The organism is Pseudomonas sp. BNK-45 (assembly GCF_047456255.1).
In the GTDB taxonomy this organism is placed as follows: domain Bacteria; phylum Pseudomonadota; class Gammaproteobacteria; order Pseudomonadales; family Pseudomonadaceae; genus Aquipseudomonas.
Genome location: NZ_CP179909.1, coordinates 6,576,341 through 6,600,682 on the forward strand (window position 1 = coordinate 6,576,341; position 24,342 = coordinate 6,600,682).

Annotated in this window: 29 protein-coding genes; 13 read left to right on the top strand and 16 right to left on the bottom strand. The window is 62.0% G+C overall.

The features are described from left to right. Positions 1–113: 113 nt before the first annotated feature. Entirely contained in the window at positions 114–872 is a 759-nt protein-coding gene (locus ACMGG8_RS29895) for a Nif3-like dinuclear metal center hexameric protein (RefSeq protein WP_019093347.1), read from the bottom strand. Between the two features lie 102 nt (positions 873–974). On the opposite strand from ACMGG8_RS29895, the gene algW reads away from it, so the two are divergent. From algW to ACMGG8_RS29910, 3 genes are all read left to right on the top strand, one after another. Beyond that, the gene (algW, locus tag ACMGG8_RS29900) at positions 975–2,129 is read left to right on the top strand and encodes a Do family serine endopeptidase AlgW (RefSeq protein ID WP_060837558.1); all 1,155 of its coding nucleotides are present in this window, start codon (positions 975–977) and stop codon (positions 2,127–2,129) included. A gap of 85 nt (positions 2,130–2,214) precedes the next feature. Further along, entirely contained in the window at positions 2,215–4,320 is a 2,106-nt protein-coding gene (locus tag ACMGG8_RS29905; protein WP_414158904.1) for a TonB-dependent siderophore receptor, read from the top strand. 12 nt (positions 4,321–4,332) lie between these two features. Beyond that, positions 4,333–5,061, top strand: coding sequence for a DUF4198 domain-containing protein (locus ACMGG8_RS29910; RefSeq protein WP_414158905.1), 729 nt, complete (start codon positions 4,333–4,335; stop codon positions 5,059–5,061). A 96-nt stretch (positions 5,062–5,157) separates the two neighbouring features. Here ACMGG8_RS29910 and hisC read toward each other — a convergent pair whose 3' ends face one another. The 10 genes from hisC to ACMGG8_RS29960 all read right to left on the bottom strand — a co-directional run bounded on the left by hisC (position 5,158) and on the right by ACMGG8_RS29960 (position 13,146). Further along, positions 5,158–6,210, bottom strand: a complete 1,053-nt coding sequence (gene hisC, locus ACMGG8_RS29915) for a histidinol-phosphate transaminase (protein WP_060845069.1) — start codon at positions 6,208–6,210, stop codon at positions 5,158–5,160. A gap of 2 nt (positions 6,211–6,212) precedes the next feature. Then, complete coding sequence (gene hisD / locus ACMGG8_RS29920) at positions 6,213–7,541, bottom strand: histidinol dehydrogenase (RefSeq protein ID WP_047283941.1); 1,329 nt, start codon at positions 7,539–7,541, stop codon at positions 6,213–6,215. Between the two features lie 154 nt (positions 7,542–7,695). Next, a complete protein-coding gene (gene hisG / locus ACMGG8_RS29925; protein ID WP_016968619.1) occupies positions 7,696–8,331 on the bottom strand; it encodes an ATP phosphoribosyltransferase in 636 nt (211 codons plus the stop codon). Positions 8,332–8,460: 129 nt separating this feature from the next. Beyond that, the gene (gene murA, locus ACMGG8_RS29930; protein WP_011059281.1) at positions 8,461–9,726 is read right to left on the bottom strand and encodes a UDP-N-acetylglucosamine 1-carboxyvinyltransferase; all 1,266 of its coding nucleotides are present in this window, start codon (positions 9,724–9,726) and stop codon (positions 8,461–8,463) included. A gap of 22 nt (positions 9,727–9,748) precedes the next feature. Further along, on the bottom strand, positions 9,749–9,988 hold the full coding sequence (locus tag ACMGG8_RS29935) for a BolA family protein (protein WP_016966651.1): 240 nt from the start codon (positions 9,986–9,988) through the stop codon (positions 9,749–9,751). Between the two features lie 117 nt (positions 9,989–10,105). Beyond that, on the bottom strand, positions 10,106–10,411 hold the full coding sequence (locus tag ACMGG8_RS29940) for a lipid asymmetry maintenance protein MlaB (protein WP_047301785.1): 306 nt from the start codon (positions 10,409–10,411) through the stop codon (positions 10,106–10,108). Continuing rightward, a complete protein-coding gene (locus ACMGG8_RS29945; RefSeq protein WP_060837555.1) occupies positions 10,408–11,061 on the bottom strand; it encodes a phospholipid-binding protein MlaC in 654 nt (217 codons plus the stop codon). Before ACMGG8_RS29945 ends, ACMGG8_RS29940 begins: the two co-directional genes overlap by 4 nt. A gap of 11 nt (positions 11,062–11,072) precedes the next feature. Then, positions 11,073–11,540 (bottom strand): outer membrane lipid asymmetry maintenance protein MlaD, encoded by a 468-nt coding sequence (gene mlaD, locus ACMGG8_RS29950; RefSeq protein WP_016966648.1) that lies wholly within the window; start codon positions 11,538–11,540, stop codon positions 11,073–11,075. After that, on the bottom strand, positions 11,540–12,337 hold the full coding sequence (gene mlaE, locus ACMGG8_RS29955) for a lipid asymmetry maintenance ABC transporter permease subunit MlaE (protein ID WP_016966647.1): 798 nt from the start codon (positions 12,335–12,337) through the stop codon (positions 11,540–11,542). The genes mlaD and mlaE overlap by 1 nt, the downstream gene beginning before the upstream one ends. After that, the gene (locus tag ACMGG8_RS29960; RefSeq protein ID WP_016966646.1) at positions 12,337–13,146 is read right to left on the bottom strand and encodes an ATP-binding cassette domain-containing protein; all 810 of its coding nucleotides are present in this window, start codon (positions 13,144–13,146) and stop codon (positions 12,337–12,339) included. Before ACMGG8_RS29960 ends, mlaE begins: the two co-directional genes overlap by 1 nt. Before the next feature lie 264 nt (positions 13,147–13,410). Here ACMGG8_RS29960 and ACMGG8_RS29965 point away from each other — a divergent pair, with 264 nt between their 5' ends. The 10 genes from ACMGG8_RS29965 (at position 13,411) to ACMGG8_RS30010 (ending at position 20,485) form a co-directional block, all read left to right on the top strand. Then, positions 13,411–14,385 carry a KpsF/GutQ family sugar-phosphate isomerase gene (locus ACMGG8_RS29965; protein ID WP_414158906.1) on the top strand — a complete coding sequence of 325 codons (975 nt, stop codon included), beginning with the start codon at positions 13,411–13,413 and terminating at the stop codon, positions 14,383–14,385. Further along, positions 14,386–14,910 (top strand): KdsC family phosphatase, encoded by a 525-nt coding sequence (locus tag ACMGG8_RS29970; RefSeq protein ID WP_060842494.1) that lies wholly within the window; start codon positions 14,386–14,388, stop codon positions 14,908–14,910. It begins immediately after the preceding gene. Between the two features lie 9 nt (positions 14,911–14,919). Next, a complete protein-coding gene (gene lptC / locus ACMGG8_RS29975) occupies positions 14,920–15,492 on the top strand; it encodes an LPS export ABC transporter periplasmic protein LptC (protein ID WP_016966644.1) in 573 nt (190 codons plus the stop codon). Then, positions 15,479–16,024: a lipopolysaccharide transport periplasmic protein LptA gene (gene lptA, locus ACMGG8_RS29980; RefSeq protein WP_011059271.1), complete on the top strand. Its 546-nt coding sequence runs from the start codon at positions 15,479–15,481 to the stop codon at positions 16,022–16,024. The genes lptC and lptA overlap by 14 nt, the downstream gene beginning before the upstream one ends. Continuing rightward, a complete protein-coding gene (lptB, locus tag ACMGG8_RS29985) occupies positions 16,024–16,749 on the top strand; it encodes an LPS export ABC transporter ATP-binding protein (RefSeq protein ID WP_011059270.1) in 726 nt (241 codons plus the stop codon). Before lptA ends, lptB begins: the two co-directional genes overlap by 1 nt. A gap of 182 nt (positions 16,750–16,931) precedes the next feature. Further along, complete coding sequence (locus tag ACMGG8_RS29990) at positions 16,932–18,425, top strand: RNA polymerase factor sigma-54 (protein ID WP_108544260.1); 1,494 nt, start codon at positions 16,932–16,934, stop codon at positions 18,423–18,425. A 128-nt stretch (positions 18,426–18,553) separates the two neighbouring features. Then, a complete protein-coding gene (gene hpf / locus ACMGG8_RS29995) occupies positions 18,554–18,859 on the top strand; it encodes a ribosome hibernation-promoting factor, HPF/YfiA family (protein ID WP_016966642.1) in 306 nt (101 codons plus the stop codon). A 12-nt stretch (positions 18,860–18,871) separates the two neighbouring features. Beyond that, complete coding sequence (gene ptsN, locus ACMGG8_RS30000) at positions 18,872–19,336, top strand: PTS IIA-like nitrogen regulatory protein PtsN (protein WP_011059267.1); 465 nt, start codon at positions 18,872–18,874, stop codon at positions 19,334–19,336. Positions 19,337–19,338: 2 nt separating this feature from the next. Beyond that, a complete protein-coding gene (rapZ, locus tag ACMGG8_RS30005) occupies positions 19,339–20,196 on the top strand; it encodes an RNase adapter RapZ (protein WP_016966640.1) in 858 nt (285 codons plus the stop codon). Between the two features lie 16 nt (positions 20,197–20,212). Beyond that, positions 20,213–20,485 (top strand): HPr family phosphocarrier protein, encoded by a 273-nt coding sequence (locus tag ACMGG8_RS30010; RefSeq protein ID WP_060837549.1) that lies wholly within the window; start codon positions 20,213–20,215, stop codon positions 20,483–20,485. 13 nt (positions 20,486–20,498) lie between these two features. On the opposite strand, the gene ACMGG8_RS30015 is transcribed toward ACMGG8_RS30010, so the two are convergent. The 5 genes from ACMGG8_RS30015 to ACMGG8_RS30035 are packed head-to-tail and all read right to left on the bottom strand — an operon-like array spanning position 20,499 to position 24,281. Then, positions 20,499–21,392, bottom strand: coding sequence for a ZIP family metal transporter (locus tag ACMGG8_RS30015; RefSeq protein ID WP_060837548.1), 894 nt, complete (start codon positions 21,390–21,392; stop codon positions 20,499–20,501). Positions 21,393–21,426: 34 nt separating this feature from the next. After that, positions 21,427–22,038, bottom strand: coding sequence for a superoxide dismutase (locus ACMGG8_RS30020; protein ID WP_060837547.1), 612 nt, complete (start codon positions 22,036–22,038; stop codon positions 21,427–21,429). A gap of 1 nt (position 22,039) precedes the next feature. Further along, complete coding sequence (locus ACMGG8_RS30025; protein WP_060837546.1) at positions 22,040–22,489, bottom strand: hypothetical protein; 450 nt, start codon at positions 22,487–22,489, stop codon at positions 22,040–22,042. A gap of 27 nt (positions 22,490–22,516) precedes the next feature. After that, positions 22,517–23,893 carry a class II fumarate hydratase gene (locus ACMGG8_RS30030; protein WP_060837545.1) on the bottom strand — a complete coding sequence of 459 codons (1,377 nt, stop codon included), beginning with the start codon at positions 23,891–23,893 and terminating at the stop codon, positions 22,517–22,519. Beyond that, complete coding sequence (locus ACMGG8_RS30035; RefSeq protein ID WP_060837544.1) at positions 23,886–24,281, bottom strand: hypothetical protein; 396 nt, start codon at positions 24,279–24,281, stop codon at positions 23,886–23,888. The genes ACMGG8_RS30030 and ACMGG8_RS30035 overlap by 8 nt, the downstream gene beginning before the upstream one ends. Between the last annotated feature and the right edge of the window lie 61 nt (positions 24,282–24,342).

Consider the following 24,342-nt stretch of genomic DNA (forward strand, 5'->3'; position numbering starts at 1 on the left):
ATGCTAGCACAGCGACCTGCTTCTAATCAGGGAGCCAACTAGAACGAAACGATATATGAATATGCCGCCCGGTTAGGCAGCTAAATCGCCTGCCCGGGCGGCCCATGCAGGGGTTAGATCGGGTTGGGGCAGTCGATGAACAGGTGCTCCAGGGCAAAGCGCCGGGCCAGATAGTCGCCCAGGGCCTGGACGCCGTAACGCTCGGTGGCGTGGTGGCCGGCGGCGATGAAGCTGATGTCGTTTTCCCGGGCACTGTGGAAGGTCTGCTCCGAGGCCTCGCCGCTCAGGTACAGGTCGACGCCGGCCTGCACCGCCTGGTCGATGTAGCCCTGGCCACCCCCGGTGCACCAGCCGACCCGGCGGATCATTTCGCTGCCTTCGATCAGCAGCGGTTCACGGCCCATCGCTTCCTGCACCCGCCGGGCAAAGTCCCGCGCCGTCATGGGTTCGCCCAGAGAACCGACCAGACCGACGACCTTGGGGTTCTCCGGGTCCAATGGGCCTTCCACGGTGATATCCAACTGCCGGGCCAACTGCACGTTGTTGCCCACCTCGGGGTGCAGGTCCAGGGGCAGGTGATAGGCCAACAGGCTGATGTCGTGCTTGAGCAGGGTTTTCAACCTACGCTGCTTCATGCCGGTGATGCAGGGGTTCTCGCCTTTCCAGAAGTAGCCGTGATGCACCAGCACCAGATCGGCCTTGGCCTCCACGGCGGCATCCAGCAAGGCCTGGCTGGCGGTCACGCCACTGACGATACGCATCACCTGCGGGCGCCCTTCGACCTGCAGGCCATTGGGGCAGTAGTCGGCAATGCGTGAACTGCCCAGATAACGGTCCGCTTCTTCCACCAATGTGCTCAGGGCAACGGCCATAAAAGACTCCTAAATATCCCGTTCAGAGGCGCGCGCGGCCTCGTATAATGCGCGACATTATGGGCCGTGCGCAGCCCTTCGTAACCACCCAGGACTTGCTCAATGCTCAAGGCTCTGCGTTTTTTTGGCTGGCCGCTTCTGGCCGGCGTGCTCATCGCGTTGCTGATTATTCAGCGCTACCCCCAGTGGGTCGGCCTGCCCAGCCTGGACGTCAACCTGCAACAAGCGCCTCAAACCACCAGCACCCGGCAGGGACCGGTGTCCTATGCCGATGCGGTGCTGATTGCCGCGCCTGCGGTGGTCAACCTGTACACCACCAAGGTCATCAACAAGCCGGCCCACCCACTGTTTGAAGACCCGCAGTTCCGCCGCTTCTTCGGCGACAACCTGCCCAAGCAGCAGCGCATGGAGTCGAGCCTGGGTTCCGGGGTGATCATGAGCCCCGAAGGTTACCTGCTGACCAACAACCACGTGACCTCCGGCGCCGAACAGATCGTAGTGGCGCTCAAGGATGGGCGGGAAACCCTGGCCCGGGTCATCGGCAGCGATCCGGAAACCGATCTGGCAGTGCTCAAGATCGACCTGAAGAACCTGCCTTCGATCACCGTCGGCCGCTCGGAAAACGTCCGCGTCGGCGACGTCGCCCTGGCCATCGGCAACCCGTTCGGAGTCGGCCAGACCGTGACCATGGGCATCATCAGCGCCACCGGACGCAACCAGCTGGGCCTGAACAACTACGAAGATTTCATCCAGACCGACGCCGCGATCAACCCGGGCAACTCCGGCGGCGCCCTGGTGGACGCCAATGGCAACCTGACCGGGATCAACACCGCGATCTTCTCCAAGTCCGGCGGCTCCCAGGGCATCGGCTTCGCCATTCCGATCAAGCTGGCCATGGAAGTGATGAAATCGATCATCGAACACGGCCAGGTCATCCGTGGCTGGCTGGGAATCGAAGTGCAACCGCTGACTCAGGAACTGGCGGAGTCTTTCGGCCTGGCCGGACGTCCCGGGATCGTGGTGGCGGGGATCTTCCGCGATGGCCCGGCACAGAAAGCCGGCATGCAACTGGGTGACGTGATCCTCAGCATCGACGGCGAGCCGGCCGGCGACGGCCGTCGCTCGATGAATCAGGTGGCGCGCATCAAGCCGATGGAAAAAGTCGCCATCCTGGTGATGCGCAATGGCAAGGAACTCAAGCTGACGGCGGAAATCGGCCTGCGTCCGCCACCCGCACCGGTCAAGGAAGAAGACTAAAGCTGGGCCCGGCAATGCCGGGCTAACAGCATACATTCTCATTAGTCATGTTATATTGTTTCAATACTGCTATTGGAACAGCCCCATGACGTCCCGAAAAATCCTCCCCCTGGCCGGTCTGGCACTCGGCCTGCTGGCCGACCCCCTGCTCGCCGAAGAACCGCAAACCCTGGAGCTGGAAACCACCCGCATCAGCACCGAGTACGAGTCCGCCACCGGTCCGGTCAAGGGCTACCGGGCCACCCGCTCGGCCAGTGCCACCAAGACCGATACGGCAATCCGCGATATCCCGCAGTCCGTCAGCGTGATCCCCGCCAGCGTGCTCAAGGACCTGGGCAGCCACAATGTCGAACGCGCCCTGGAGTTTGCCGGCGGAGTCGCCAAGCAGAACAACTTCGGCGGTCTGACCCTGTATGAATACAGCGTGCGCGGCTTCACCACCTCGGAGTTCTACAAGGACGGCTTCAGCGCCAACCGCGGTTACCCCAGCACCCCGGACGCCGCCAACATCGAGCGCATCGAAGTGCTCAAGGGCCCGGCCGCCAGCCTCTATGGCCGCGGCGACCCAGGCGGCACGGTGAACATCGTGACCAAGAAACCCCAGCCCGAAGCCTTCACCACCCTGCAGACCAGTGCCGGCAGCTGGGACCGCTACCGCACCGCCCTGGACCTCAACACCCCGCTGGATGCCGAGGGCGACCTGCTGTCCCGGGTCAACCTGGCGGTGGAGGACAACCACAGCTTTCGCGACCACGTCGACAGTCGCCGGGTGTTCGTCGCCCCCTCCTTCAGCTGGCAGTTGAACCCGGACACCAACCTGCTGGTGGAAAGCGAATTCGTACGCCACAGCTCAACCTTCGACCGCGGCATCGTCGCCCCCAACAACCGCTGGAGCGGCGTCTCGCGCTCGACCTTCCTCGGCGAACCCAGCGACGGCAACATCGACAACCACAACAACATGCTCCAGGCCGCCCTGGAACATCACCTTAACGACAGCTGGAAGCTGCGCCTGGCCAGCCACTACAAGGAAGGCAAGTTGTGGGGCTTCGCCTCGGAAACCCGCCCGTTGAATGCCGACCAGCACACCGTCAACCGGCGCTACCGCGAGCGCGACAACAACTGGCACGACAGCATCACCCAGCTGGAACTGCGCGGCCTGTTCGACATCGGCAGTTGGCAGCACGAGCTGTTGATCGGCAGCGAATACGAGAACTACCGCAAGAACGAGCGGGTCACCACCATCGCCGGCGGCGCCTACGCTGTCGACATCTACGACCCGATCTACGGCCAGGCCAAGCCCAACGGCAAACGTTCCGGCACTGACTTTTTCGAGCATGTCGAAAGCCAGGCCCTCAACCTGCAGGACCAGATTATCTTCACCGATCGCCTGCGAGGCATGCTCGGCGCCCGCCTTGAACACTTCGAGCAACGGATCGACGACCACACCAACGGCAAGCGCAGCCGCCAGAGCCACGACGCCCTGACCCAGCGTGCCGGCCTGCTCTATCAGCTGACGCCGCAAGTGGGCCTGTTCGCCAACGCCTCCACCTCGTTCAAGCCCAACAACGGGCTGGATGCGGCCGGCAAGACCTTCAAGCCCGAGGAAGGGGTCGGTTATGAAGTGGGGATCAAGAGCGAGCTGTTCGACGAGCGTCTGAGCGCCACCCTCGCCGCCTTCCGCATCGACAAGGAAAACGTCCTGGCCCTGGACCCCGGCAGCGACTTCAGCCGCGCCGTGGGCAAGGCCCGCAGTCAGGGCTTGGACATGCAAGTGAGCGGCCAGTTGACTGACGCGGTGCGGGTGATTGGTGCTTATGCGCTGATCGATGCCGAAGTGACCAAGGGCGACCAGACGATCCCGACCGGCAGTCGCATACTCGGCGTGGCCAAGCACAGTGGCAGCCTGCTGGGCGTCTATGAGTTCCAGGACGGACGATTCAAAGGCTCGGACGTCGGCGCCGCCCTGACCTACGTCGGCGATCGCTCCGGCGAGGCCGGAGGCCGCTTCGAGTTGCCCGCCTATCGCACCCTGGACCTGCTGGCCCATTACAAGGCCAGCGACAACCTGACCCTGGGCCTGAACCTGAACAACCTGTTCGACGAGAAGTACTACGAGCGCTCCTACAGCAACTACTGGGTCACGCCCGGCGAGCCGCGCAACTTCACCGTCAGCCTGACACTCAACCTGTAGCCGGAAATCGCCATGCACAACCTCAAATCAATCGCCCTGCTGGGCCTGCTCGCCACCCTGGGTACAACCCAGGCCTCGGCCCACGGTCTGTGGACCGAACAGCGCCGCGGCAATATCGAAGTGATCTACGGCCACGGCGCCGAAGACGACGCCTTCAAGGCCCAGAAGATCAGTGGTGCCTGGGCCTACGACGCCGCAGCCAGGATGATTCCAGTGACCGTGCAACGCCTGGCTGACCATGCGCGCCTGCAACCACTCAAGCCACCGGCGGTGCTGGCGGTGGCGCTGGACAACGGTCCGTGGGCACAAACGGCGGACAAACGCTGGGTCAACCAAGGGCGCAGCAAAGTTGCGGGGGCCATCGCCTCGACCCACACCTTCAAGTACAGCCTGGCGATCTATCAAGCGGGGGCGAAGCTGCCCAGGCTGGAACAGCTCAAGCTGCTGATCCTGCCGGAAGTCGACCCGCTGACCGTGGGCCAGGGCAATAGCCTGCCGGTGCGGGTACTGCTGGATGGGCAGCCCGTGGCTGGGGTCAAGTTGATCGGCGACTACCGCAATGCACCGAGCACCCTGAGCACCGAAACCGATGCCCAGGGACGCGCTCAAGTGTTGGTGAGAAATGAAGGCTTGAACGTGATTGCCGCAGAGCTTGAAGTGCCGCTCAAGGACGACCCGGATGTGGCTTCACGCGGCCTGTTCAGCTCCCTGACCTTCCTCGGCGAGCCGCACCACGAGTGAGAGCAGCCGGGGGCTGCAGCTACAAGCGGCAAGCTTGTAGCTGCAGGCGAGAGGCTCCAAGCATTGGCTCTGAGCTTCTAATTTGCAGCTTGCGGCTTAAAGCTGCCCCAACCCGTCGATCAGGGCCTGGTTCTGCTCCGGCGTGCCGATGCTGATGCGCAGGAATTGGGCGATCCGTTCCTGCTTGAAGTGACGCACGATCACCCCTTGCTCACGCAGCTTGGCCGCCAGGCCGGCTGCGTCGTGCTGCGGGTGGCGGGCAAAGATGAAGTTGGCCGCCGACGGCAGCACTTCAAAACCCTTGGCCTGCAACTGCGCCACCACCCACTCGCGGCTTTCGATCACCAGCTGACAGGTCTTGGCAAAGTACTCGCGGTCCTCGAAGGCCGCCGCTGCACCCACAATGGCCAGGCGATCCAGCGGGTAGGAGTTGAAGCTGTTCTTGATCCGCTCCAGGGCCTCGATCAGGTCCGGATGCCCCACTGCCAGGCCCACCCGCAAGCCGGCCAGGGAGCGCGACTTGGACAGGGTCTGGGTCACCAGCAGGTTGGGATAGCGGTCCACCAGGCTGATGGCGGTCTGGCCACCGAAGTCGATATAGGCTTCGTCCACGACCACCACCGAATCCGGGCTGGCCTGGAGGATCTGCTCCACCGCGTCCAGGGCCAGCAGGCAGCCGGTGGGCGCATTCGGGTTAGGGAAGATGATCCCGCCGTTGGGCTGGGCGTAGTCGGCCACACGGATCTGGAACTGTTCGTCCAGGGGCACCGCCTGGTAGTCGATGCCGTACAGGCCGCAATACACCGGGTAGAAGCTGTAGCTGATGTCCGGGAACAGCAGCGGCTTATCCTGCTGCAGCAGGCCATGGAAAATGTGCGCCAGGACTTCGTCGGAACCGTTGCCGAGGAAGACCTGATTGCCCTGCACCCCGTAATAGCGGGCCACCGCCTGCTTGAGCAGGTCGCTGTTGGGATCGGGATACAGGCGCAGGTTGTCGTTGAGCTCGGCCTGCATCGCCGCCAGGGCCTTGGGCGACGGGCCATAGGGGTTTTCGTTGGTGTTGAGCTTGACCAGCTTGGTCAGCTTGGGTTGCTCGCCCGGCACGTAGGGCACCAGGTTCTTGACGAACGGACTCCAGAATTTGCTCATGTTCATTGCCCCTGATCTTGGTCGTCGACGATGCGGTATTCGGCGCTGCGGGCGTGGGCGGTCAGCGACTCGCCACGGGCCAGCACCGAGGCGGTCCGGCCCAGCTCGGACGCACCCTGCTCGGAGCAGAAGATGATCGACGAGCGTTTCTGGAAGTCATACACCCCCAGCGGTGAGGAGAAACGCGCAGTACCGGACGTCGGCAGCACGTGGTTCGGCCCGGCGCAGTAATCGCCCAGCGCCTCGGAGGTGTGACGGCCCATGAAGATCGCCCCGGCGTGGCGGATCTGCGGCAGCCAGGCTTGCGGGTCGGCCACCGACAACTCCAGGTGCTCGGGGGCAATGCGGTTGGCCACGTCCATGGCCTGCTGCATGTCGCGAACCTGGATCAGGGCGCCACGGCCATTGATCGAGGTGTTGATGATTTCCGCACGCTCCATGGTCGGCAGCAACTTGGCGATGCTCGCCGCCACCTTGTCCAGGAACTCGGCGTCCGGGCTGACCAGGATCGCCTGGGCGTCTTCGTCGTGTTCGGCCTGGGAGAACAGGTCCATGGCGATCCAGTCCGGATCGGTCTGGCCGTCGCAGACCACGAGGATCTCCGACGGACCGGCGATCATGTCGATGCCGACCTGGCCGAACACATGGCGCTTGGCAGTGGCCACATAGATGTTGCCCGGACCGACCACCTTGTCCACCTGGGGCACGCTTTCGGTGCCGTAGGCCAGCGCGGCCACGGCCTGGGCGCCGCCGATGGTGAAGACTCGGTCGACCCCGGCAATGCAGGCCGCCGCCAGCACCAGCTCATTGACCTCGCCACGCGGGGTCGGCACAACCATCACCACCTCGGTCACGCCCGCCACCTTGGCCGGGATCGCGTTCATCAGCACCGACGACGGGTAGGAAGCCTTGCCCCCCGGCACGTACAGGCCGGCGCGGTCCAGCGGCGTGACCTTCTGGCCCAGCACCGTGCCGTCGGCCTCGGTGTAGCTCCAGGAGTCCTGCTTCTGTTTCTCGTGATAGCTGCGCACCCGCGCCGCGGCCTTTTCCAGGGCTTCGCGCTGGGCCACGGTGATTCGGGTCAGGGCCAGCTCCAGGCGCTCGCGCGGCAGGATCAGGTCGGCCATGGAGGCCACTTGCAGGCCGTCGAAACGCTGGGTGAACTCCACCAGCGCCGCGTCACCGCGCTCGCGCACGGCCTTGATGATGTCCAGCACCCGCTGATTGACCGAATCGTCAGAGACACTTTCCCAGCTCAGCAGATGATCCAGATGACGGGCGAAATCCGGGTCGGCAGCGTTGAGTCGGCGAATTGCAGTCGGAGCGGTCATAGCGAAGGCCTCAATGATTGGCGAGTGCACAAAAGGGCAAGCTTGGATTTGCAAAGCTCAGGCGCCGCAAGACTACCAAGCCATCCGCGTGGGCACCTGAGCATTCTGGCTATGACGCGGATAGATGGGCGCGGCTCAAGGCCACGCATGTGAATCAGCCGCGGTGTCGCGATTCCACTGCCTTGCGCAGGGTGTCGATCAACGCCTGGATACGGGCGTGCTGCATCTTCATCGATGCCTTGTTGACCACCAGGCGGGAGCTGATGGTGGCGATCAGTTCCTGGGGCTCCAGGCCGTTGGCCCGCAGGGTGTTGCCGGTGTCGACCACGTCGATGATCTTGTCCGCCAGACCGATCAGCGGCGCCAGTTCCATCGAGCCGTAGAGCTTGATGATGTCCACCTGGCGGCCCTGTTCGGCGTAGTAACGCTTGGCCACGTTGACGAACTTGGTGGCCACGCGCAGGCGCCCCTTGGGTTCGACGGCGCCAATGGCACCGGCGGTCATCAGCTTGCACTGGGCAATCTGCAGGTCCAGTGGTTCGTACAGGCCCTGGCCGGAGTACTCCATCAGGACGTCCTTGCCGGCCACCCCGAGGTCGGCAGCGCCATGCTCGACATAGGTCGGCACATCGGTGGCGCGCACGATCAGCAGGCGAACATCGTCCTGAGTCGTGGGGATGATCAGTTTGCGGCTCTTGTCCGGATTCTCGGTTGGCACGATGCCCGCTTCAGCCAGAAGCGGCAGCGTGTCGTCGAGGATACGGCCCTTGGACAGTGCGATGGTCAACATGAGTAACGTAAGTCCTTATGCGGCGACTGATGCCCGGACGCAAACGGCGCCAGACATGCGTCGAGCCTGAAGACAGGCTCGACGTGGAACAGATTCGGCTGTGGGCACCTCCCTGTGCCCGTCATGCTACTAGCCCGGTACGCGGCGGATCTTGGCGCCGAGCATCTGCAGCTTCTCTTCGATGCACTCGTAACCACGGTCGATGTGGTAGATGCGGTCGATCAGGGTGTCGCCTTCGGCCATCAGGGCCGAGATCACCAGGCTGGCCGAGGCCCGCAGGTCGGTGGCCATGACCGGCGCGCCCTTGAGGATTTCGGTGCCGGTGACGATCGCAGTGTTGCCTTCGACCTGGATCTTGGCGCCCATGCGGTGCAGTTCGTACACGTGCATGAAGCGGTTTTCGAAGATGGTCTCGATCACCGCACCCGTGCCTTCGGCAATCGCGTTCAGGGAAATGAACTGCGCTTGCATGTCGGTCGGGAACGCCGGGTACGGAGCAGTACGCACGTTGACCGCCTTGGGGCGCTTGCCGTGCATGTTGAGCTCGATCCAGTCGCTGCCGGTGGTGACTTCGGCGCCTGCTTCCTTGAGTTTTTCCAGTACGGCTTCAAGGATGGTCGGATCGGTGTCCTTGACCTTGACCCGGCCGCCGGTGACGGCAGCCGCCACCAGGTAGGTGCCGGTTTCGATACGGTCGGGCATGACCTTGTAGATCGCCGAATGCAGACGCTCGACGCCATCGATGGTGATGGTGTCGGTGCCGGCGCCGGAAATCTTCGCGCCCATGGCGATCAGGAAGTTTGCCAGGTCGACGACTTCAGGTTCGCGGGCGGCGTTCTGCAGCACGCTGCGGCCCCGGGCCAACGCCGCGGCCATCATGATGTTCTCGGTACCGGTCACGCTCACGGTATCGAAGAAGAAGTTCGCGCCGCGCAGGCCGCCTTCAGGGGCCTTGGCCTTGATGTAGCCGCCTTCGACGTCGATCACCGCGCCCATGGCTTCCAGGCCGCGGATGTGCAGGTCAACCGGGCGCGAGCCGATGGCGCAACCGCCTGGCAGGGCCACTTCGGCCTCACCGAAGCGGGCAACCATCGGGCCCAGCACCAGGATCGAGGCGCGCATGGTTTTCACCAGCTCGTAAGGCGCCACCAGGGTCTTGATGGTGCGCGGGTCGATTTCGACACTGAGCTTCTCGTCGATCACCGGCTCGATGCCCATGCGACCGAACAGCTCGATCATGGTGGTGATGTCGTGCAGGTGCGGCAGGTTGGCCACGGTGACCGGGCCATCGCACAGCAGGGTTGCCGCCAGAATCGGCAGCGCGGAGTTCTTGGCCCCGGAAATGCGGATCTCGCCATCAAGGCGAACGCCGCCGGTAATAATCAATTTATCCATAACAGTCTCGACGCCCTTGGGCTCAGGTGCGCTCGGCCCAGGCCGCGCGGCTGAAAAATTTCATGGTGATCGCGTGGATGCTGCCATCGGCAATCCATGGATTCAAATGGGCATAGATGCTCTGCTGACGCTTGACCGGGCTCAAGGCCACCAGTTCGTCGCTAATCACGTTCAGCTGAAAGTTGCAGCCTTCGCCCTCAACTTCTACCTGAGCTCCGGGCAGCTTTCCCTCAAGAAAGCTCTTCACTTCGTTGGCCTGCATGCTCAACCTCAATCGGCGCCCTGTGCGCGCGGGTCGGACATCATACAAAAAAGCCCCGCGCCTGCGAACCCCGCATAGCAGGACTCTGACGGGGGGCTTCTATATAGATGTGGGTTACTACGGATGGAGGAGGATCTCGGTGACCCCGGATACCTCGGCGATTTCCCGCATGTCCTCGGGCAGGGCGCGAACGCTCACCGTCTTGCCCAGCCCCTGACCATCGCGAATGAAGGCCAGCAACAGGGCCAGACCGACACTGCTGGATTTTTCCACCGCCGAGCAATCGAGTACCAGGGCGGTGCCCGGGCTCGACTTGATCAGCGCCAGGCCCTGCTTGCGCAGGCCCGGGCCGCTGCGGTAATCCAGCACGCCGCTGATCAGCAGCTCCCCGGCGTCACCCAGGCGTACGGCCGACTCACTCATTGTGCAGCCTTATGGGCGGCGTCTTCGGTGACTTCCTTGGCCTTGGCCACTTCGCCGGCCCAGCCGTCGATGGTCTTGTCCAGGTTGTTGCCGTTGCGCTGCATGGCGTCGGCGAACTGATCACGGAACAGCTTGCCGATGTTGATGCCGTTGATGATCACGTTACGCACTTTCCACTCGTCGTTGATCTTTTCCAGGGTGTAGGACACCGGATAGATAGCGCCGTTGTTGCCTTTGACCTGCATGTCCACGCTGGTACGGGTGCCGCTTTCATCCTTGGCCGGAGAAACGGTGATGCCCTGGTTGTTGTACTCGAGCAAGGCGTTGCCATAGAACTGCATCAGGCTGCGCTTGAAATTCTCCTGGAAGCGCGCCATCTGCTCCGGTGTGGCCTTGCGCGAATACTTCACGGTCATGATGCTGCGGGAGATGCCGTCGGCATCCACCACCGGACCGACAATGCCGTTCAGGGCGTTGTAGAAGTCGTTCGGGCTTTGCTTGTACTTTTCCTTGTTGGCCGCCAGATCCGCCAGCAGGCGGGTGGTGGTGTCCTGCACCAGATCGTGTGCGGAAGGTGCACCGGCCGCATTGGCCAGCAACGGCAGGGCCGCCAGCAGCACCAACAGGCCACGTCGCAAGATAGAGATCATCGAAAAACTCCTCATTTGGCGTCTTTGCTAACGGTATTGAGCAGGAATTTACCGATCAGGTCCTCCAGCACCAGCGACGACTGGGTGTCGTGGATGGTCCCGCCATCCTTGAGCAAGGCTTCTTCCCCGCCCACGCTGATACCGATGTATTTCTCACCCAACAGGCCAGCCGTCAGGATAGATGCAGTGGAGTCGGTCGGCAGATTATCCACACGTTTTTCCAGTTGCATGGTGACCCGACCGGTGAAGCTGTCGCGGTCCAGATCGATCGCCGTGACCTTGCCGATGGTTACCCCGGCCATGGTCACCTTAGCTCTGACCGTCAAACCGGCGATATTGTCGAAGTAGGCGTAAAGCTTGTAGGTATCGGTGCTTGCGCTCGGAGACAAGCCACTGACTCGCAGGGCAAGCAACAGCAAAGCCAGGATGCCGGCCAGCAGGAAAAGGCCGACACCGATTTCCAGGGTGCGGTTTTGCATCAGAAATCTCCAAACATCAAGGCGGTCAGAATAAAGTCCAAGCCGAGTACGGCCAACGAGGCGTACACCACGGTCTTGGTAGTGGCACGGCTGATCCCCTCTGAGGTGGGCTCACAGTCGTAGCCTTGGAATACGGCGATCCAGGTCACTACAAACGCAAAAACGATACTCTTGATCACACCATTGAGTACGTCACCGCTGAAGGTCACGCTGTTCTGCATGTTCGACCAGTAGGAACCTTCATAGACACCCAGCCAGTCCACAGCAACCCAGGAGCCGCCCCAGATGCCCACTACGCTGAAAATCATCGCCAGCAGCGGCAGGGAGATGAAGCCGGCCCAGAGGCGTGGCGCGATGATGTACTTGAGCGGGTCGACCCCGATCATCTCCAGGCTGGAGAGCTGCTCGGTGGATTTCATGTTGCCGATCTCGGCAGTCAGCGCCGAACCGGCACGACCGGCAAACAGCAGCGCGGTAACCACCGGCCCCAGCTCACGCAACAGGGTCAGGGCGACCATCTGCCCCACCGCCTGCTCCGAACCGTAGCTGGAGAGAATGTTGAAGCCCTGGAGCGCCAGCACCATGCCGATGAAGACTCCGGACACGACGATGATCACCAGGGACATCACGCCCACGGAGTGCAGTTGCTTGATCAGCAGGCCGAAACTGCCGCCGATGCCGCCACGTCCCAGCAGCGCGTGAAACAGGAACAGGGTGGAACGCCCCAGTACCGCCAGGACATCGATGCCTGAGCGACCGAAGAGGCGAACCCTCTCGATTAGCGATATTTTGCGCATCAGCGCTTCCCCAGAAGATCTGCGCGGTAATCCGTCGCTGGAAAGTGAAACGGCACCGGGCCGTCGGGATCCCCCTTCATGAATTGACGGATACGCGGATTGTCGGAGTCCATCAGTTCGTCAGGAGTTCCCTGACCCAATACCTGGCCATCACCGACTACATAGAGGTAATCGGCAATGCTCGCGGTTTCCGCAAGATCGTGGGACACCACGATGCTGGTAATGCCCAGGGCATCGTTGAGCAGGCGGATCAGCCGCACCAGGACGCCCATGGCAATCGGGTCCTGACCCACGAAGGGTTCGTCGTACATGAGAATCTGCGGGTCCAGGGCGATGGCCCGGGCCAGGGCGACCCGACGCTTCATGCCGCCGGACAGCTCGTCGGGCATCAGGTCGACGGCACCACGCAGGCCCACCGCCTGCAGCTTGAGCAGGACAATGTCGCGAATCATCTCGTCCGGCAGTTCGGTATGCACCCGCAGCGGAAAAGCCACGTTCTCGAACACATCCAGATCGGTAAACAGTGCGCCACTCTGAAACAGCACGCCCATTTGCTTGCGCGCATCGAACAGATCGCTGCGCGAGAGGGTCGGCAGATTCTGACCGTTGACCCACACTTCGCCGCTGCTGGGCCGCAACTGCATGCCCATCAAGCGCAACAGGGTGGTTTTTCCGCAGCCGGAAGGCCCCATGATGCCGGTGACCTTGCCCCGCGGAATACGGATATCCACGTTATTGAAAATGCTGCGCGCACCGCGCTTGAAGGACAGTCCCTTCAGCTCGACCGCGTAGGCGTTATCGGCACTCATCTAAACTCCTTGCGATGCAGCCTATCACTCGGACGCTTGGCTCCCTGCCGGGAGTACGTGCCCCTGGGCAGGCCGAACTGGCGGCGAACTATATCACTGCTGATACGACGCCCCCAAGGCCGAAGCCGTGAACGTTCAGGTCCAGGACAGGCGAAATCGGAGGAATCCTGATACCGGACGGACAAAGGCTGACGAACTTGCGTGAGGGATTTGTTCATTACCGCTATAATCGCCGCCTTTTCATCGGGCTATACGATTTCAGACATGAGCCAATCCAGCGACCTGATTCAATCAGCACAACGCACCATCCGCCTCGAACTTCAGGCCGTAGAAGGCTTGCTGCCCCATATCGACGCAGATTTCGTACGCGCTTGCGAGATGATTCTGGCCAGCAAAGGCCGAGTGGTCGTGGTCGGCATGGGCAAGTCCGGGCACATCGGCAACAAGATCGCCGCGACCCTGGCGAGCACCGGAACCACCGCTTTCTTTGTCCATCCGGCCGAAGCCAGCCACGGCGACATGGGCATGATCACCCGCGACGACGTGATCCTGGCCCTCTCCAACTCGGGTTCCACCAACGAAATCGTCACCCTGCTGCCGCTGATCAAGCGCCTGGGCATCCAACTGATCAGCCTGACCGGCAACCCCGAGTCGCCGCTGGCCAAGGCCGCCGACGTCAACCTGAATGTGCATGTCGAACACGAGGCCTGCCCGCTGAACCTGGCCCCCACCTCCTCGACCACTGCCGCCCTGGTCATGGGCGATGCCCTGGCCGTGGCCCTGCTGGAAGCCCGCGGGTTCACTGCCGAAGACTTCGCCTTCTCCCATCCTGGAGGCGCCCTGGGCCGCCGCCTGCTGCTCAAGGTCGAGAACGTGATGCATGAAGGCGGCGACCTGCCCCAAGTGCAACGGGGCACCCTGCTCAAGGATGCGCTCATGGAAATGACCCGCAAGGGCCTGGGCATGACCGTGATCCTCGAGGCCGACGGCCGCCTGGCCGGGATCTTCACCGACGGCGACCTGCGCCGCACCCTGGATCGCGCCATCGATATCCACCACGCCACCATCGATTCGGTCATGACCCCTCATGGCAAGACCGCCCGTGCCGATATGCTGGCCGCCGAAGCCCTGAAGATCATGGAAGACCATAAAATCAGCGCCCTGGTGGTGGTGGACAAGGAAGACCGGCCGATCGGCGCCTTGAACATGCACGACCTGCTGCGCGCGGGAGTGATGTAAATGAGTGCCGACCTGCTGCAACGCGGTAAACACATCAAGCTGGCGGTCTTCGACGTCGATGGCGTCCTGACCGACGGTCGCCTGTACTTCCTTGAAGACGGCAGCGAGTTCAAGACCTTCAATACCCTCGATGGCCAAGGCATCAAGATGCTCATGGCCGCCGGGGTGCAGACCGCGATCATCAGCGGGCGCAAGACCCCTGTGGTGGAACGCCGCGCCAAGAACCTGGGGATCCCCCATCTGTACCAGGGCCGCGAAGACAAACTGGTGGTACTGGACGAGCTTCTTGCCCAACTGGGCCTAAGCTATGAACAGGTCGCCTACCTGGGTGACGACCTGCCCGACCTGCCGGTGATCCGCCGTGTCGGCCTGGGCATGGCGGTGGCCAACGCTGCCAGCTTTGTCCGCGAACACGCCCACGGCATTACCGTTGCCCGCGGCGGCGAAGGTGCCGCACGGGAGTTCTGCGAGCTGATCCTGCGCGCCCAGGATCGCCTTGAAGCAGCCAATGCCGCTTATTTATAGAGCCCTCCCATGCTGAGTAAAAAGATTCGCACCATCCTGATCTTCGGGACCATCGCCCTGCTGTTCGCGGCGGTCGGCTACTGGAACATCAGCCCGGAACGCTTCCTCGACAAGCCAGTGGTGCAGGTCGACGAGAGCGCCATCGACTATTACGCGATCAACGCCCGCAGCGTGCAGTACCTGCCCGACGGCAAACTGCAGTACGAAATGACCTCGGACAAGGTCGAACACATCAAGGCCAGCGAAGTGACACTGCTGACCAAGCCCGACCTGCAGATGTACCGCGGCACCACTTACCCCTGGCACGTCCAGAGCGAGCGCGGCGAAGTCAATCCGGACGGCACCGAGGTCGAGCTGATCGATTCGGTTCGGGTTTCCCGCACCGACGAGCACAACCGCAACCTGCTGATCACCACCAGCCGCATGACAGTATTCCCGCAGAAGCAATATGCGCAGACCGAGCAAGCCGTTAGAATCGACGGCGCCGACGGCGTGACCACTGCCAAGGGAATGAAAGCGTATTTGAAAGACGGCAGGATGAACCTGCTATCGAACGTAAGAGGACAGTATGAGGCTCGTTAAAACCCTCCCTATTTTGCTCAGTCTGGGCGCAGCACTGGGAAGCGTGAGCGCCTGGGCTCTGCCGAACGATAGCCAACAGCCAATCCGCATTCAGGCCGACGACGCCCAGCTGGACGACAAGAACGGCGTGGCCACCTACAAGGGCGATGTGATCATCACCCAGGGCTCGATGAAGATCACCGGCAACACCGTGACCATCACCCGATCCAAGACTGGCGAAATCGATGTCGTGACGTCGGTGGGCAACCTGGCCTACTTCGAGCAGTTGCAGAAGCAGACCGACCCGAAACCCGTCCAGGCCTACGCCGTGACCATCCAGTACCATGCCCAGCAGAACCGCATCGTGCTGATCGACAAGGCCAAGGTCATCAACGACGGCAACACCACCGAAGGCGAGAAAATCGTCTACGACACCGTCAAGCAAGTGGCTAACGCCGGTCGCGCCAACGGCAGCTCGGTCACCGCGCCACGTCCGCGGATCGACATGGTCATCCAGCCGAAAAAGAAAACCGACGAGCAAAAGGCCCAGTAATGGCAACTCTGAAAGCCCAGCACCTGGCCAAGAGCTACAAGAGCCGCCAGGTCGTGCGTGATGTCAGCCTGTCCATCGACAGCGGGCAGATCGTCGGCCTGCTCGGCCCCAACGGCGCCGGCAAGACCACCTGCTTCTACATGATCGTCGGTCTGGTCCAGGCCGATCAGGGCCGCGTCCTGATCGACGACCTGGATGTCAGCCACCAACCGATGCACGGTCGCGCCCGTGCCGGTATCGGCTATCTGCCTCAGGAAGCCTCGATCTTTCGCAAGCTGTCGGTCGCAGACAACATCATGGCCATCCTCGAGACCCGCAAGGAGCTCGACAAGGCCGGCCGCCGCCAGGAGCTGGAAAGCCTGCTGCAGGAATTCCACATCAACCACATCCGCGACAATCTCGGCATGAGCCTGTCCGGTGGCGAGCGCCGCCGCGTGGAAATCGCCCGGGCGCTGGCGACCGCACCCAAGTTCATCCTGCTGGACGAACCCTTCGCCGGTGTCGACCCGATCTCGGTCGGCGATATCAAGCAGATCATCCATCACCTGAAGGCCAAAGGCATCGGTGTACTGATCACTGACCACAACGTCCGGGAAACCCTGGACATCTGTGAGACTGCCTATATCGTCAATGACGGGCAACTGATCGCCGAGGGCGACTCCGAGACCATCCTGGCCAACGAACTGGTCAAGGAAGTCTATCTGGGCCATGAGTTCCGCCTGTAACGGCTGAGGTGTCGGGCCAGACGCCAGAGCGCCGCAAACGATAAATCCCCACAAACTTTATTGTTACAGCGCTCTAGGCAAACACTTCAGTTTCAGGCATATAATTTGCTTATGTTTGGCGCTTCGGCGCCCTGTAGTGGATGGCGCATGTGCGCCGGCAAATAAGGTGTTAAGCCCCTGCCATGAAACCATCGCTAGTCCTGAGAATGGGCCAGCAGCTGACGATGACACCGCAGCTGCAACAGGCCATCCGCCTGCTCCAATTGTCGACCCTGGACCTGCAACAGGAAATCCAGGAAGCCCTGGAGTCCAACCCGATGCTCGAACGCCAGGAAGACGGCGACGACTTCGACAACAGCGACCCCCTGGCCGACAACACCGAGTCCAAACCCAATACCGAAATCCAGGAACCCTCCTACCAGGAAACCGCCCCCACGGTGGACAACCTCGAGGAAGGCGAATGGAACGAACGCATCCCCAACGAGTTGCCGGTGGATACCGCCTGGGAAGACGTCTACCAGACCAGCGCCAGCAGCCTGCCCAGCAGCGATGACGACGAGTGGGACTTCACCACTCGCACATCGGCCGGAGAAAGCCTGCAGAGCCACCTGCTCTGGCAACTGAACCTGGCCCCGATGTCGGACACCGATCGCCTGATCGCCGTGACCCTCATCGATTGCATCAACAATCAGGGCTACCTGGACGAAACCCTTGAGGAGATCCTCGAGGCCTTCGATCCTGAGCTGGACATCGAGCTGGACGAGATCGAAGCCGTCCTGCATCGCATCCAGCAATTCGAACCTGCCGGCATCGGCGCACGCAACCTGGGCGAATGCCTGCTCCTGCAGTTGCGCCAGCTGCCGGTGAAAACTCCCTGGCTGAGCGAGGCCCAGCGCCTGGTCAGCGATTACATCGACCTCCTGGGCAGTCGCGACTACAGCCAGTTGATGCGTCGCATGAAGCTCAAGGAAGACGAACTGCGCCAGGTCATCGAACTGGTGCAAAGTCTCAACCCGCGTCCCGGCTCGCAGATCGAATCCAGCGAAGCCGAGTACGTGGTTCCGGACGTCATCGTGCGCAAGGACAACGAGCGCTGGTTGGTGGAGCTGAACCAGGAATCCGTGCCACGCCTGCGGGTCAACGCACAGTACGCCGGTTTTGTTCGCCGCGCCGACACCAGCGCCGACAACACCTTCATGCGCAATCAGTTGCAGGAAGCCCGCTGGTTCATCAAGAGCCTGCAGAGCCGCAACGAAACCCTGATGAAAGTGGCCACCCAGATCGTCGAGCACCAACGGGGCTTCCTCGAATATGGCGACGAAGCCATGAAACCCCTGGTTCTGCATGACATTGCCGAAGCGGTCGGCATGCACGAATCAACGATTTCCCGGGTGACCACGCAAAAATTCATGCATACCCCCCGGGGCATATATGAACTGAAATACTTTTTCTCCAGCCACGTCAGCACCTCGGAAGGCGGCGAATGCTCGTCCACGGCAATCCGCGCGATCATCAAAAAACTGGTGGCTGCGGAAAATCAGAAAAAGCCGTTGAGTGACAGCAAGATCGCTGGTTTACTGGAGGCACAAGGCATTCAGGTAGCCCGCCGGACCGTCGCCAAGTACCGCGAATCCCTTGGGATCGCGCCTTCCAGCGAACGGAAGCGGTTGATGTAACCGCCGGGCCGGCCACAGCGTTTCGGAGTGTGCCTGCAAGCTGGCTCAGCCAGCTGGTTGCAGGCATGGTCTAGGTGGCAGGCACCTCAGCCTGCCGCGTTATGCACTGGCAACGAAGGAGAAGCTGTATGCAAGTCAACATCAGTGGACACCAACTCGAAGTGACTGAACCTCTGCGCGCTTACATCGGCGAAAAACTCGACCGGCTGGAGCGGCATTTCGACAAGATTACCAATGTGCAGGTCACCATGGCCGTCGAGAAACTGAAGCAGAAAATCGAAGCCACCCTGCACATCCACGGTGGGGAGGTCGTCGCCAATGCAGAACATGACGATATGTATGCCGCAATCGACCTGCTCACGGACAAGCTTGACCGCCAACTGAAAAAGCATAAGGAAAAGCAACTCCACCTTCTCCAAGGCACGGGTCGCTAACACTCCCCTCCCATGATCCGACTTGAAAGCATCCTGACCCCCGGCCGTTCCCTGGTGAACGTGCCGGGCGGCAGTAAAAAACGCGCCCTCGAACAAATTGCCAACCTGATCAGTCGTGAAGTGCCTGATCTGGAGATGCAGGACGTCTTCGAGAGCCTGATCGCCCGCGAAAAACTCGGCTCCACCGGTTTTGGCAATGGCATCGCCATTCCCCACTGCCGCCTCAAAGGCTGCGAGTCGCCCATCAGTGCACTGATGCACCTGGACGCTCCCATCGATTTCGACGCCATCGACGGCGCCCCGGTCGACCTGCTGTTCGTCCTGCTGGTCCCGGAAGCCGCCACCGATGCTCATCTGGAACTGCTGCGGCAGATAGCCAGCATGCTCGATCGCAAGGAAGTCCGCGATCGCCTGCGCAGTGCCACTAGCAACGAAGCCTTGTATCAGGTTGTCCTGGACGAGCAAAACGGTCAGTAATCATGCGCTTGATCATCGTCAGCGGCCGTTCCGGCTCAGGTAAAAGCACCGCCCTCGATGTTCTTGAGGACCACGGCTACTACTGCATCGACAACCTGCCCGCCGGCTTGCTGCCCGAGCTGGCCGAACGCGCATTGATTCACACTGAACTGGCGCAACCGCTGGTAGCGGTGTCCATCGACGCCCGCAACCTGCCCAGCCATCTGTCACGCTTCCCCGAACTGCTGGAAGAAGTGCGCAGCCGGCATATCCAGTGTGACGTTCTTTATCTGGATGCCGACGAGGAAACCCTGCTCAAGCGTTTCTCGGAAACTCGTCGTCGTCACCCGCTGAGCAGTGCCAATCGCTCACTGGCCGAAGCCATCCACGACGAAACCCAGCTGCTGGGCCCGATCGTCGATCTGGCCGACCTCAAGGTCAACACCACCAATCTGAACCTCTACCAACTGCGGGACACCATCAAGCTGCGCCTATTGAACCAGCCGGAACCCGGCACCGCGTTCCTGGTGGAGTCCTTTGGTTTCAAGCGCGGCATGCCGGTGGATGCCGATCTGGTGTTTGACGTTCGCTGCCTGCCCAACCCGTATTGGAAACCCGAGCTGCGTGCCCAATCCGGACTGGACGCCCCGGTGGCGGAATACCTGGCTGCGCAACCCGATGTCGAAGAGATGTTCCAGGACATCGAAAGCTATCTGCTCAAGTGGCTGCCGCGCTTCGCCGCCAGCAACCGCGCCTACGTGACCATTGCCATTGGCTGCACCGGCGGGCACCACCGCTCCGTGTACCTGACCGAGCGCCTGGGCAAGGTGTTGCAAAAAACCCTGAAGAACGTCCAGGTTCGCCACCGCGACCTTAGCTGAAAGGATCTACCCCGCGATGCCAGCTCTGGAAATCGAGATCATCAACAAACTGGGCCTACACGCCCGCGCCTCAGCCAAGTTCGTCGGCGTGGCCGGCCAGTTCCCCTGCCAGATCCGCGCCGGCAGGACCCCGGAATCCATGGTCGATGGCAAAAGCATCATGGCCATGATGATGCTCGCCGCCGGCAAGGGCACCAAGATCCACCTCAAGACCGAAGGCGAGCAGGAACAGGAAGCACTGGATGCACTGGTTGCACTGATCAACAACTACTTCGACGAAGGCGAGTAAGCACGAGCGGCATTCAGGCCAGTGCGGTATCCATCACCATCATCAGGCAGAAACCGATACACAGGCCGAGACTGGCAAGCTTGTCATGGCCATTGCGACGCGACTCCGGAATCACTTCATGAGTGACCACCAGCAGCATCGCCCCCGCTGCCAGGGCCAGGCCCAAGGGCAGCAGCACCTGCGCCAGGCTCACCAGCCAGGCACAGAGCAAGGCAAAGACCGGCTCCACCAGGCCTGAAGCGGCGCCGATCAGGAACGCCTTGCCCCGCGACATCCCCGCCCCCGCCAACACCAGGGCAATCACCAGCCCTTCCGGTACATCCTGCAGGGCAATGCCCATGGCCAGACTGTCCGCATCCGGCATGCCGCCTCCGGCCGACACCCCCACCGCCATCCCTTCAGGAATGTTGTGGGCAATGATCGCGAAGACGAACAACCAGATCCGCGGGGCAATCACTGGATGCTCCGGCGTGCCCACCAGCAACTCCGGGCTGCCGCCGGAAATCTTGCGGTCCACCAGGAACAGAACAAGGGCCCCCAGCATGATGCCGGCACAGATCAGGCCGCTGGAGCCCCAGGCAGACAAGCCCAGGTCCTGGGCTGCGGCAATGCCGGGGACAACCAGTGAAAACGCCGTCGCCGCCAGCATCACTCCGGCACCAAACCCCAGCAGGGTGTCGCTCACCGCCACCGGCATTTGCCGGATTACCAGCACCGGGACCGCCCCCAGTGCCGTACCCAGCGCGCAAATGGAACCGCCTTGCAAGGCACGCAGCAGGCGCGGTTCCAGGCTTAGCCAGCTCAGCCCTTGAGCCACCAGCAAAGCGGTCCCCGCCAACAGCAACAGCGAACCGAAGGCATAGCGAAACATTCGTCCGCTGCTGATCGCCAGTGTTTCAGTGCCCATAGTCGGCCTTAGATCTTGTTTTCAGGAGAAGGGATCAAGCCATCGCGGCCCGGTAGCGCTGAGCCACTTCCGGCCAGTTGATCACGTTGTAGAACGCGTTGATGTATTCCGGCCGCCGGTTCTGATATCGCAGGTAATAGGCGTGCTCCCACACGTCCAGCCCCAGAATGGGCGTATTGCCGTTCATCAGCGGACTGTCCTGATTGCCGCTGCTTTCCACCACCAGCTTTTTCTCCGGGGTCACGCTGAGCCAGGCCCAGCCGCTGCCGAAACGGGTCAGCGCGGCCTTGGTGAAGGCCTCCTTGAAGCGTTCGAAACCGCCCAGTTGCTGCTCGATGGCCTGCCCCAAGGCACCTTCGGGCTGGCCACCGCCGGCCGGGGTCATGACGGCCCAGAACAGTGAATGATTGGCATGCCCACCACCCTGGTTGATCACTGCGGCCCGGAGCGGCTCAGGCAGTTGCTGGACGCTGGCCACCAGCTTGTCGATCTCCCAACCGGCCCATTCGGTGCCCTCCACTGCGGCATTCAGATTGTTGATGTAGGTCTGGTGGTGCTTGCTGTAGTGAATCTCCATGGTCTGCGCATCGATGTGCGGCTCCAGGGCGTCGTAGGCGTAAGGCAGTGCAGGCAAGGTAAAGGACATATCAATGAACTCCGAAAAAGGTGCCGCCGGCGCGCGGGCTGTCGGTCGACAGGCCCGTGACGTTGCCGCCCAGCAAGCGATGAGTGCGGGGGTATTCACCGTGCTCGCCGATGAAATTCAGCAGCTCGACGTAAGTCTTGCTGCTCTGGCGCCAGGCCGCTTCGCGCAAGGCCGGGTTCAGGCGACTGTCCTGCATGGTCTGCAGCAGGCGCTGATGGATGGCACAGAGGTATTCCGCGCTCTCCTCCGGCTGGTTCAGGCGTAGATGCAGGTCCGCCAGGTTGTGATGGGAAATCACGCAGGCCGCCACCGCTTCGTCGGCATCCGCCCAGCGCTCGAACAACACCTGGGCCAGCGCCAGCGCCTGCAGGTAGAACTCGCGAGCATCCACCAGTTCGCCCTGCATAAAGAGACGATTGGCCCTTTCAATCGTGCGTTTCCAGTGCTCCATGGTGCGCCTCCAAAACGGTGTCGAGGGTTACAGGCCGCCTGCGGTGAGTTTTTCCGGATCCAGCAGAGTTTCGAGCTGGCTACGCGGCAGATCGGTGAGTTCCAACGCCACATCGATCACCGGCCGTCCCTGCCTGTAGGCGGTCTTGGCAATTTCCGCGGCCTTCTGGTAACCGATGATCGGGTTCAGGGCGGTGACCAGGATCGGGTTGCGCGCCAGCGCTTCCTTGAGCTTGGGCTCATTGACCTTGAAGCTGGCAATAGCCTTGTCCGCCAGCAGCCGGCTGGAGTTGGCCAGCAGCTCGATGCTGCCCAGCAGGTTCTGGGCGATGACCGGCAGCATCACATTGAGCTCGAAGTTGCCCGATTGGCCGGCCACGGTGATGGTGCTGTCGTTGCCAATGACTTGGGCGGCAACCATCGCCACCGCCTCCGGAATCACCGGATTGACCTTGCCCGGCATGATCGACGACCCCGGCTGCAACCCTTGCAGCTCAATCTCGCCCAGCCCCGCCAGCGGGCCTGAGTTCATCCAGCGCAGGTCGTTGGCGATCTTCATCAACGACACCGCGGTGGCCTTGAGCTGACCGGATACCGTCACTGCGGTGTCCTGCGAACCGATCAGGGCGAACAGGTTCTTGCCCGGGGTGAACGGCACCTGGGTCAGGTGGCTCAACTGCTGGCAGAAGCGCGCAGCGAACTCGGGGTGGGCGTTGATCCCTGTGCCCACCGCGGTGCCGCCCTGGGCCAGGGCCTGCAGGCTCGGCAGCAGGTCCTGCAAGTGAGCGATGTTGGCCTTGAGCTGTTGCGCCCAGCCGTCCAGCACCTGGCTCATGCGCACCGGCATGGCGTCCATCAGGTGAGTACGCCCGGTCTTGATGAAAGGATGCACCTGCACCGCCTTGCGCTCGATGACGTCCACCAGGTGCACCAATGCCGGCAACAAGCGTTCGTGCAGGCTCAGGGCGGCGCTGACGTGAATGGTGGTGGGAATGATGTCGTTGCTGCTCTGACCACAGTTGACGTGGTCGTTGGGATTGACCGGTTCGCCCAACAGGCGGCCGGCCAGGGTCGCCAGCACTTCGTTGGCATTCATGTTGGAACTGGTGCCGGAACCGGTCTGGAAGATGTCCACCGGGAAGTGCTGCATGAAGTCGCCTTCCAGGAGGCCCTGAGCGGCATCGACAATGGCCTTGCCCTGGGATTGGCTCAGTTGCCCCAGCTCGACGTTGGCCCGGGCCGCCGCGGCCTTGGCCAGGATCAGAGCCCGGATGAAGGCTGCCGGCATGCGCTGGCCGCTGATGGGAAAGTTATCCACCGCCCGCTGGGTCTGTGCGCCGTACAGCGCCTGCTCCGGGACCTGCAGTTCGCCCATGCTGTCACGTTCGATACGGAAGTTACTCATCGGGAAATCCTTGCACCAGTTCAATCAGGGGAATGGAAGGCAGCAGCGACACCGTCGCCAACCGCCAGGCATGGCTTTGCCAGCGCTTGAGCCGGCACTTGCACAAAGACAACCGCTCCATGTCGCGCAGCGGGCGCCAGGCCTGATCCAGGCACAGGCTGCGCCAGTGCCAGGGCAATGCGGTATCGGTAGCGGTATCGATCAATAAACGGAAGGAGGTTTCAGCGACGCGCCACGCCGACATGGAGGTGCAGCACGCCAGATAGCGCCCTTCGGCCAGGTAGTGCTCAATCAGGCGCGGCTCATCCGGCTCCAGCGCGCAACGGATCTGGCGACTCATCCAGCGCCAGCTTTCGAGGTAGGGCTGCTCGTGCAAGGCAGAACTCATGACCTGGGCTCATTGAATAATGATTTTCATTATTAAATGATATTGAGAATCAAATCAATCT